The organism is Pseudomonas sp. NPDC087615 (genome assembly GCF_044743445.1).
Lineage (GTDB): Bacteria > Pseudomonadota > Gammaproteobacteria > Pseudomonadales > Pseudomonadaceae > Aquipseudomonas > Aquipseudomonas baetica_A.
Window position 1 is genome coordinate 1 of the sequence record NZ_JBIUWM010000101.1, and the last position, 9,961, is coordinate 9,961.

The 9,961-nt window shown below is 55.2% G+C and carries 6 protein-coding genes; 1 reads left to right on the forward strand and 5 read right to left on the reverse strand.

Features of this window, described 5'->3' with window-relative positions:
- Positions 1–173: 173 nt before the first annotated feature.
- Positions 174–1,892, forward strand: coding sequence for a hypothetical protein (locus ACIOU6_RS27160; protein ID WP_401139783.1), 1,719 nt, complete (start codon positions 174–176; stop codon positions 1,890–1,892).
- Between the two features lie 682 nt (positions 1,893–2,574).
- Here the strand turns inward: ACIOU6_RS27160 and ACIOU6_RS27165 are convergent.
- The 5 genes from ACIOU6_RS27165 to ACIOU6_RS27185 form a co-directional block, all read right to left on the reverse strand.
- Entirely contained in the window at positions 2,575–3,786 is a 1,212-nt protein-coding gene (locus tag ACIOU6_RS27165; protein WP_401139786.1) for a phospholipase D family protein, read from the reverse strand.
- Between the two features lie 63 nt (positions 3,787–3,849).
- Positions 3,850–5,847 carry a DUF3732 domain-containing protein gene (locus ACIOU6_RS27170; RefSeq protein ID WP_401139789.1) on the reverse strand — a complete coding sequence of 666 codons (1,998 nt, stop codon included), beginning with the start codon at positions 5,845–5,847 and terminating at the stop codon, positions 3,850–3,852.
- Positions 5,831–6,337 (reverse strand): three component ABC system middle component, encoded by a 507-nt coding sequence (locus tag ACIOU6_RS27175; protein WP_401139791.1) that lies wholly within the window; start codon positions 6,335–6,337, stop codon positions 5,831–5,833. The genes ACIOU6_RS27170 and ACIOU6_RS27175 overlap by 17 nt, the downstream gene beginning before the upstream one ends.
- A complete protein-coding gene (locus tag ACIOU6_RS27180; protein WP_401139794.1) occupies positions 6,334–7,539 on the reverse strand; it encodes an ABC-three component system protein in 1,206 nt (401 codons plus the stop codon). The genes ACIOU6_RS27175 and ACIOU6_RS27180 overlap by 4 nt, the downstream gene beginning before the upstream one ends.
- Before the next feature lie 496 nt (positions 7,540–8,035).
- Positions 8,036–9,913: a hypothetical protein gene (locus ACIOU6_RS27185; RefSeq protein ID WP_401139797.1), complete on the reverse strand. Its 1,878-nt coding sequence runs from the start codon at positions 9,911–9,913 to the stop codon at positions 8,036–8,038.
- Between the last annotated feature and the right edge of the window lie 48 nt (positions 9,914–9,961).

Sequence of the window (9,961 nt, forward strand, 5' to 3'; positions counted from 1 at the left end):
ACTCGAAACTGGGATATCTGCCACCGACCGTTTACGAACGGGCGATGGCGTCAAAATCACCTATCGAGGTGTCCGGAATTAGTTGACCACTACACCTAGTCGGTACCCCCTTCCATTCAAATGCTCGTGTGATTGCCGCGGGAGCTATAAGGGACTTGCCGGGATACGAGGCCGTGTTAGTCGAAGCCTTGGCAGAGCTTGAGGCGCTACGGTTGCCAAACCCGCGAAATGTCAAAGAGTGGAGAGCCATTGAAGACGGTGAGCGCGACATTGCGTATGAGGAATGGTACTGCTCTCAACCAGATGATGAAGGTGAGGCTTCACGCATTCTTGTTGCGACCTTCGTCTCAACTAAGCGCTCCTCGGGATGCTGGCAAGACCTTGCCAATCATGATCATGCCAAAAGCTTGGTCAACGAGTGGGCTCGCAACATTCGGGACTCTAGGCTTAAAACTGGCGAGGATGAGCTACTCAGCATTTTGAACATTGCCTTGGGCAGTAACAGTGAGGGTGTCGCGTGGAGAGCTGCTCACAAGCATTGGTACCCTTCGCTGGAAAAGCCGTTGCTGGATCGAATGCTTTCCTCGCCTGAGGATGAGTACCTTCGCAATTCGCTCATGCTCTGTGCCTACACTGTCGCTCCCGCAGTCCTGGTTGAATGCCTCAAGGCACTCATGAGTCCGCCGGCGGCCTTCATTCAGCTTTTGGTGGACTTCAGCGTGGTGGTGAAGGTGGAGGAGGGCAGTCTTTTTGACCTGCGTTTTCTCCCTCTTGAGGCCAGGGAAATCCTGGGTGCTCTTTGTGCTGCGGGCCCCTCACAAGGTGTGGGAGGTCCGACGCTGTCTTTGTTGGAGTCTGCTGCGTCAGATTGTTCAGTGACCGTTCTGCCTCACATTGTGCCGATCATGATTGCGAGTGGCGGTGTTCCGGCGAGTACCATCGAGCGTTGGCTGGATGAAAGCACAGAGGCTGCGAGCGCACTCGCAGCGGCGCAAGCGGCAATAGCAATAGACAGTGAGCCGCTCGTCTGGCGTGCATTGAGTCATCGCCGTGCTGACGCCCGCTGTGCGGCACTTGAATACCTGGCACCTAGGCTACCGGATCCGTTGCCCCCTCAGTTACTCGATCTGAAGAACGATCGAGGAAACCGAGTGCGCCTTGCACTCGTTAACGAGTTGACCAAGCGACCACATGCAGACCATTTACCGGTCTTGATGGCAATGTCGAAAGATCGTCACTCAGAAGCTAATGCAGCCTATGAAGAGCCAACCTTTTACCGGATTGCACGCGAGGCAGTGAATGCGCTTGAGGGGTACGGGGAGCTGTCTTGTGAGCATGGAAGCCAGCTTATCGACTTGGCGAGAGCGACCGAAGATCGGACCTTACGTCGTATTGCACTCACAACCGCTGCCAGCCTGTGTGAGGCCGAAATCCGCCAGCAGATTTGGGCCATAGTGAAGAATAAGGACCTACTGTCGTGGGCCCGTGCTGACGCCACAGAGGCATTGACTTTGGCGCCTTTTGTTGAAGCAGACATTCTGAGTAAGATCACCCCCAAGCGGTTGATGAGGGTGTCTGCAACATTAGCTGCTTCACTCACGGCCTTGGTGGGGCGGCATTTTCCTGTCGGTGAGGCTGCCGCCTTCCTTGAGCAGATTGGGAAGTCTCAGACACACCGAGCCTTACTGCTGCTGGGCGTCTACGCGCTGGAAAGTCGTGATCGTGCAGTGGCTATGGGGCTTCTTGATCTACTGGATGATGGTCACCCGGCTCGCAAACTACTTGATGACGACGGCACACTTTTACCGTCTAACGTGCTCGATGACCTTGGCGATGTCAGAATTCGCAAGCGGGTAGGGGAGTGGCTGAAGGATCGTATTGAGGAAAATTAGTCTTACGTCAAATGTGTCGGGTGCTAGACCGCTCAGCCGTTCACTATAGGCTGCGGCCGCTCAAGATGAGGGCTGCTGCCATGTAGATTGTACCGAGTGCGTGCTGGAGCAAGATCAACCCTGACGCTGGGTATCTGCACCCTGTTTTTTTGAGCGGTCCGAAGCCCTAAATAAAATCAGTAACTTACGAAGAGGGCAAAAAAGGGCTCTGTGCTCCCCCAATGGGCGTCGACCAAAGCGTAGGGCCGAGCATCCCTGATGGCGAGCACATCGAATAGTCAGTGAGGGCTACTGACGGGAAATTGCCCTTGATGAAGGTCCACTTTGGGTTGTGGATTCAACCATTCGCGACCGACCGTTTTCGACCCAAAGCGAGAGTCAGGGACTTGTCGGTAGTGACCGGAAAAGGCTGGTTGCTGTCGGCCGGATTTCGCAGTTGAACGTCGGCGGAGGCTGCAAGCTGACTTTCAACCGTGTGGGAGCCGGCAGACTAATACTCACAAGAAACCACGCGTCCTCAATTCTGGTGAGGCGGTGGCGTAGGGTCTTGGCCTGCACTGCCAGGATGTAGATTTTTTTGACGATGACCAAGTTAGCGACTTCTTCACCATCGGTGAACCTCGGCGGTTTCAAGGGAGGATGGAGGTGTTCTGCTTCCGCAGGAAGTCGAAGAGCTGCATGCTCAACGGGGCGTGTAGTAGATGGCGTCCAGAAGCGCTGCACGTCCCAACCAGATTTCGGCGTCAGCCGCATTGCTCGGCTGCGGATGTCTCCACCACGGATCACCGTGCATCGGCTCAATGATGCGCTGCCAGTAGTTCTCCAGGTTCGTTGTGCTCGGGCTGACACCGAAGTTTTCGCACAAGTCCTTTCGGTTGGCCGAATCGATGCACACGAATGCGTCAGGCCGCTTCATCGCCAAGAGCCTAGTCGCGGTCGGTAGTCCGCCGACTCGCCCGTCCTGATCGAAGGCTGCTCTGAACGCTTTGCAGTAGCGGTCGTAGTCGTCCTGCGTGACCGCGCCCATCAACGGGATGAACTCGAGGGCGTGGGAGAGACCTGTGGGCGCTTCGATGACCAGGTTCGCGAACGTCCCACTTGCGCCCATGCTCCCGAAAAGCCCGTAGTCCACGCCTGGCTGCTGAGACTTCTTGCGCCCGAGAGTGCCAGCGACCAGCTTGCGGTCGTCCTCGTTCCACTTCGCGTAGGGTATGCCAGTCGCGAAAAGGGCGCGAGCCTTTGTCAGAACGCCCAAGCGCTCCTTAAACAGGTGCGCAGACGGGTGTGATGAGCTTCGGACCTGCACGAGGTAGTCCGCCCAGCTCATGTCATGTGGCGCGCGCTTTGTATTCGGCTTAGAAGGTGGCCGAACGTCAGCGAACTTGATCAGTTCCTGTCGCGCAGCCGTCTTAGCTGCGTACTGGTGACGGTACCGATAGAGGAATTCGTGAGAGATGTCCTCCGCCCCCTTCCACGCTTCTGCGACGAAGCAACTGAGCTCTACCAGCGCTGCATCGTCAAGCGAGCCATCAAGCAGCACGCTCGCCTCGACGTTTCGGCTCATCGCCGCCTTCGTGAGATTTGGGCTCCCGACCACGCAGCGTATGCGTTGCCCGTTACGAAACAGGTAGACCTTCGGGTGGAACAGGTCGCCCGTGGGAGGAACGACGGCTGCGGCCGCTAGCGCTGCTGCCCGCTCAAGCACCTCGGGTTGCGTCTGGAACATATGAGTGCCGACAACGAAGTGCTCGAACTTCGAGCTGTCTTTCATCGCTGCCTCGAAGACCGCGTTCTCGGTCGCCCAGGCTACTGCCCATTGCATCGACTCGCAGTTCTCGACCAGCGCTATGAGTGTCGACTGCGTCTGCGAAGCCGACAGGAACTTCACATCCATCTCTGCTTTTCCTCGTGTTTCTATTGAACTAAGTCCGGTGCGCTTCTGGGAACTTCAGGAGACCTACACAGGGTCAGTGTGTGGATGAATCCAGTGGGCAGGGATTAGACCATCGCCCTTACGCTCCCAGGCTGCGACGGGCACTGTGTCAGCCACATTCCCCCAGATGTCCGGGCCCGCATGTTCAAGGACAATGATCTGGATGAAATGACCTGCTCGCTTAAGCCCCTCAGCCAGTACCTCGAAGATTTGGCGCGTGGCAATGACGTCCGCTGGCCTAGCCTGATTCACAGCCTCGAAGCCCGCATCCAATGTGTTTATGCCACCAGTGTTGCTAGGGAAATAGACTTGGCTCGGCTGGTCGATCACGATGAAACTGAAGGGTGGGAGCTTGCGATTCTCTTCCCTCGACAAGTACTCATGAATGCCGAGGAACGTCGCAACGTGGTACCCCATCCAGTTCGCGCCACTGCCGATTTCCCAGAGGAAGTCCCGTTGGCCATGTGACTCGAAGCGCAGCGTGAGTTCTTTTCTGTCTAAATAGATTTGAGCGCCAGGCGTTCCGTTAAGAGCGAACTGATCCGCATAATCCTCGAACATAGGGGCCAACTGGGCATCTACCTTCCGCTCTTGCTCAGCCATGTCGGTCAACGACATCTGGAAGTTGTAATGCCGAATTAAGTTCTCCAGCTCGGTCATGCGCTTCTGCAGGCTTTCGTCAGCTTCAGAGCCATCCAGTTGTTTGAGAAGCCGGCTGATTTCGCCCGCAACGTAGTAAATCTGCCCGATGGCGGTTCGGGTGCGCTCATCCTCTTGGATCAGGCGAGTCTGCTCGCGCATCAAACGGGATAGTTCACGCTCTTCTTTGGCGCGCTGCCGTTTCAGCGTAGCCAGCTGCCTGTCGACAACGGGGTTGTCTTTGAGAGCGTCCGAAATCCGGGTAACCTTTTTGACCTTCTCTTCCAGGTTCTCGATAACCAGGGGCAGGGCGTTTGTGAACGTGCCACAGGCCACGCAATGCCCACCGTCAGAGACGCTCTGCTTGAGCCAATCGAGACCAATGACATGGGATTTTTCAGTATCAATGGCCGCGACGAATTGTTTACTGTTACGAGCCAAGTAGTCGAAGCCATCGATCTGGGCGTCAAATTCGTCAACGATACGTTGCTGCTTCCCGACTTCCTCGATGACCACCTTCAGTTTCTGTGAGATATGCAGTCGTTGAGGCTCCAGAAGTGTCTGCTCGAGCCGCCCTTCATGGGTGGCGATGACGACCTTCTTGAGCAGCTCGACTTTCTGAGCACCCTGTGCGCTTGTGCGCTCAAGTAAGCCCAATTGAATGCAGCGATCAAACAACTGGTCAACGTCGGCGTAATGGCTCGCCTTGGCTGCATCGTGTACCGCCACCTGTTTGCGTAGCCGATCCTGCTCACGCTGCGCCTCATCCCGACGCCGCTCATTCATAATGTAGTTTGCATCCACCATGCCGAGCGCATAGGGCATGGCCCGCGTCAGGCGCTCCTTGTGAGCAAACGAGTCGGTTTTGAAAAATAGGGTGTTCGGGTTCGCCACAATATGCTGTGGGAGGAAGTTAAACGCAGCCATGTCCCGATAAGAGCTGCGGCGATCGAAGCTAGACGGCTCGTCCTCATCGGAGTGGGGGAGGTCACTGACTCGTACCATGCCATCAAAGGCGGCTTTGTACTGACCCAGGGAATGGGTGCGGTAAACGGAATCCGGAATGCCATCATCGTTGACCTCCATCATGCAGAGATCGTTTGAGCCTTGGGAGTTTCCTGGAGTACGTCGCGCGACGATGTAGGTCGTATCGAAAAGACGGATCTTCATCCCGAACCACTCGACCGTGTCGCGGATGATGCCGATTGGGATCTGGCACTTGGTCGCGCCCAGCACATAGTCAATAATATGAACAATTGACGATTTGCCGGTGCCGCTCAATCCGTAAATGATGTTGATCTTCCCATCTTCAAAGGGAATGACTCGTGGCTCCAAACCAGGGCAGCGAGGCCAGAGGATGACAGCGTCAATCGTGAATTTCATTCGGAATCCCAAACAAGAGCTTGTACAGGTTTTCTGTAGTGTCGGTGGCAAACCACTTCGCCAGTCTCTCAGTGGTCTGCAGCATGGGCGCTGGAATCGTGCTCTTGATGCCTCGTGGCAAGCGATCGACCAGGACTTGGAAGCTCGCATCATCTTCCCTGCCGCCGACTTTTCCAACCAGTCGAGAGGAGACGGCGAGATTGAGGCCCTGCAGGGTTGTACCCATATGAGCGGCCACTCTACGCTGCAAATCAATTTTCAATACCGGAGTTTCCCTGAGCACTGCACCCAGGGTGGAGCGGCTGGTACGCTTGCACAACGCTTCGCGCGAGCTTTGACTCCATACCAGCGGCAACACCAACATCAGTTTGGGCAGATCTGGGTTTTGCCCAAGCCCGGCCTCCTGGTATTCGCCAATGAAATGCGTCAGGAGGAAGCATGCCAGTGACGAGTTGTGGATCAATTGGCGATCCAGATACACCTCACTCATGACTCATCCTCCGGGGTCGACGCGTCACGGTGCCAATGGATGGGTGACTGTGTCCCATCGCCATTGGCCATTCTGTGATAGGTGCCGCTGAACAAGTATTGAGCGGTGGAGTTCACCCGCCCGACCTTCATGGGAAACGTGTCTGGAAACAACGTGCTGATCATTACGACGTTGTAATCGGCAATTTCGAATTGAGCCACCGACTTCATGCTCGTCAACCGGTGGCGACTGTTGATAGACCCCCAGCGGTCACTCAGCACGCGCTCAGCAGAGTCTAAATCGTTGAGCAGAACTCGACCTGAGTCCAAAAGGCGGATGCGCTCAGAGTAGGCGGCACAGAAGAAGCCGAACTGCTGCATCAGCAAATCTTTGGGCATGTTGATTTTGTTGAGCTGTTCCACGAAGAGCATGTCCGCGGGATCAATCTTCTGGGCCCATTGTGCGAAGTCAGTTTTCTCGAAGGGCAGAGGTTCCCAAGGGCCATTCATGAACGCCTCTACGAGCGCTTGTCGCTTGTTGTAGTAAGGCTGAGCGGTTGTCCAGAACGGCTTGCGCGCTACCCAAGTCTCTTGGCATTGGTCGAACAAGAAGCCGACGAGGCCATGGTAGATGGTCTCAGCGTTAGCAACTGCGTCTTCTGGGAGGTGAAGGGAAGCGATCACCCGCTGCTTCATCTGGGCATTGAGCTGGCCATCCTCGATGTGCATGTGCTCGATCAGAAATGCCAGGTCGGCGTCCGAGTACGCGATGACATCCCGAGCGATTTCACCAGGCTTCCCTGTCATGCCGCTGGCATGTGTTCGCAGTGCAACGACTGCCTCTGCCACTTCCTGCTTTGAGGAAGCGTCAGAGAGCCGCATGGCTAACGTGCCTTTTTTCAAAATTCGATTGGTGACGAAGAGGTACTGTAACGCCTCGTGCTCCTTTCGAGCTGCCGATAACCCGCTCAACCAGATGCGGAGGGTCTTCCACAGGTTTTTACTGCTGTCTTGCAGTGGGTTTTTACGAGGTTGTACGGAGAGCTTGGCCTGCTCAGAAACGCGCCGAGTACCTGCTGCTGTCTGGCTGATCTCTTCCACGTCGTCAGCCGTTTCGATGCCGAATTTGGTCTGCGCATTGGGTGCAGTGAAGATTCGGTATAGCGCGCGTTCGTACTGGTAGCCATATCCCGCTGCACTGGGGCTAGCGTCTGGATCCTTCATCCTTCATCCTTCTATCTCTCAGGCCATACCCGTATAACTGCGGGGCAGAGGCCCCATTCCTTGTTCCATGGCACAACGGGGAAAGAACTGTACCGGCAGGGATGTCATTTGGCCATAGTTTTCAGGTTGTAGCTGATGGGCTGGTTGATGGAGGCTGCCCCTATAGCAGCTACCACTGCGATATCTGAAGCCCGGCAGTCGTCCATTTTTTGGGGGGGGCACGCTGAGCCCCGTGATGACTGTCTGCGCCTGACAAATCACGACGATGCTAGCTAATAAGCCCACGATGGCTGGCTAGAATATCTAGCTTCTCAGCGCTCTGGAGGCTTGGTGAGACAACCGCCATTCGGGAGCATCGCTGGTAGCTTGATAGGAATTGGTATGGTGTTTGGAATTGTTGCCGTCTAATCTTGCTAGTACCCCGCGTTATGCGGTCATGCTAGAGCCTGACCAGACCCAGGTCGCACGCCCGGTTCTGGCCAGATTATGAGCGCTTTTATTTACGGGCCGAAAACTCAGCTATCCAGTTGTGCAACGCCGTAACATCAGCCTCAAACACCGCCAGCTCAAGCGCGCTGCTCGGCAGTTCTTCTGATTGAGCATGCTCGAATACGGAGTAGCGGGTCATCAGATCATCAATGAATGAGCAGTCATCAGTGGTTACCTTGGCAACCTTATGTAGCTTGCCCTGGGTATTGATCGCGCGGCGGAAGCGTCCGACGACATCTGCCAGCAGAATGAACTCGATTGTTTTCTCCACGATGATTCTGAAATCGCTGCAAGCACTCTTGGCGAGTACCTCATAGCTATCGACTTCGGCGTTTTCCTGATGCTTTTTCAGGTGCTTGATCGTGTGGTCGATCAGGCCTTTCAGTGCGTTGGCTGGTTTTGCGTCGCGGGCACTTTGAGTAGCCACGATGCCGACGGTTTTGTCCATCCTACGAAGCGAGGTGAGCGATGGTTTTACAGCAGGCATGCCGGGAGTCTTGGACAATTTGTCTGTGACGGAATCTACCAGGGAAACCAGCGAAAGTCGGTGGGTAAAAATGATGACCTGTCTTGTATGCGATAGCTGTACCAGGCGCTCCACGACTTTCTCTTCGAAATCTTGGTCGAGTGATGAGATCGGGTCGTCGAAAATGAAAGGGGCCAGTTGATTGGAACCCGTTGTATCAGCCAGGAATGCAGCGAGTGCAGCTATTCGTGTCTCGCCCTCGCTCAGGATGTACTCTGGGCCATGAGTGCCATGAGCACCCACCAGATTCAAGCCGAAGGTGATTTTTCCCTTGCCCCCGGATTTGCTTTGCGGTGATACGGGAATACGATGACCTCCCAAGAGCTTCATCTCGTTCACAAATCGAGTCTGATAGCCTGCATCCAGCTCGGTCTTGGCAAGCTCATTTTTTTTAGTTGTCAGGGAATTCGTCGCAGCCGAGCGTGATGCTTTGTCTAGGGATGCCACTGCGGTGAGTCGGTCCTTCTCGGCGACGATCGAAGACTTGTTCTGCGAAAGCCATTGTTTCGCCTGAAGCGTCAGCACTCGCTGATGCATGACTTGACGGTGCTCATCTTTCTGCAGTGCGACCAAACTTGCTTCTTCAGTAGTCAAGGTGACGGATTTCTTCTTCACCGCATCGTTGATGTTCGACCAATCAAAAGGTTGCTGGCCGACGAGGGGAGTACCTTGTGCAAGCCGCTCCAACCGTGTCTTCAGCGAGATGAGCCAAGATTCTGCTTCCGCCTTCTCGAAGCCCAGAGTGGACATCTGGACGAGCCAATCCGCTTGAGAAGGAAGGGTAGGGATACGGCGCTTACGTTCAGTTAGCGCTGTTTCAGCTTTCTTTGCGGCTGTCTCCAGGCCGTCGGTTACAAACTTTTCAAATCCAGCCAGCCGTGCCTGTGCCGCCTCGTCGAGGTCTTGGTGGCAAAGCACGCAGCGTGACTCAGGTGACACATTTGGGAAAGCCGACTCAGGATAAGCCGCGGCGGTGGAATACGCGCGAGCGTGCTCCCACATTTGCTGCCAGGTTGCTGAGCCGACACCCTCAAGCTCTGCTTTCCCAAAAATAGCTGTCGCAGCCTCTTCACTGACTTTTCGTGCTTTCACGGCTTTGTCGTTCAAGTCGACTAGCTCGAGTGCAGCTGTATCGTTCGATCCTAGCTGGAGGGTCGACATCGTCGTTTCGATGCTTTTCAGTGCGGTTTTTTCTTTGCCTATAGCCTGGAGTCGGCCAGAAATATCCTTCTCGGCGAGAAGTGCTTCTTTCTCGATTCGCTCACGATCAAGCTCCTCGGTGTAAAGGCACTCTTTGTCTATGCTCGACGCTTGCAGTGGTCTAATTTCCCCGGACACCCCGATAGGTGGAAAATACACCTATTGAGGAGCTCTCCATGACCGACAAACGCAAAGTATTCGACGACA